Source organism: Photorhabdus cinerea (genome assembly GCF_011189575.1).
GTDB lineage: Bacteria > Pseudomonadota > Gammaproteobacteria > Enterobacterales > Enterobacteriaceae > Photorhabdus > Photorhabdus cinerea.
In genome coordinates, this window is the sequence record NZ_PUJW01000154.1 from 1 (window position 1) to 357 (window position 357).

The 357-nt window shown below is 36.1% G+C and carries 1 protein-coding gene; it reads right to left on the minus strand.

The features are described 5' to 3' along the window. The coding region (locus C5469_RS23135) for a hypothetical protein (protein ID WP_166311058.1) at window positions 1-296 on the minus strand (296 nt) is incomplete at its 3' end. Between the last annotated feature and the right edge of the window lie 61 nt (window positions 297-357).

The following is a 357-nucleotide window of genomic DNA, read 5'->3' on the forward strand; positions in this document are numbered from 1 at the left end:
TGATCAGGACGCGGGATGATTTCTTTTGCAAATAAAAGTGCATCATCAATGCTAAGAGCAGCAAAAAATGAGCTGAGTCTGCTTAGTCTTTTTGCAAAATCAGGCACATTTTGTCTTACATATTCAGCGATAAACTCCCTCAGTTGAGGTTCTTTCAGATTATTGAATGGATCTTGTACGTTAAAATAGTGAGCATATTCTTGACCAAAGAGTGATAGGCATTCGTTGTTAGTGATAATCGCACCCTCGTTGAGATGACCGCCTCTATCTGCGTGAAAAAATTTATATTCTCTCATTTAAGAGCCTTTGGTTAGGGGTAGTACATTAGTTTTATTATATTATTTAATATACGAAGAT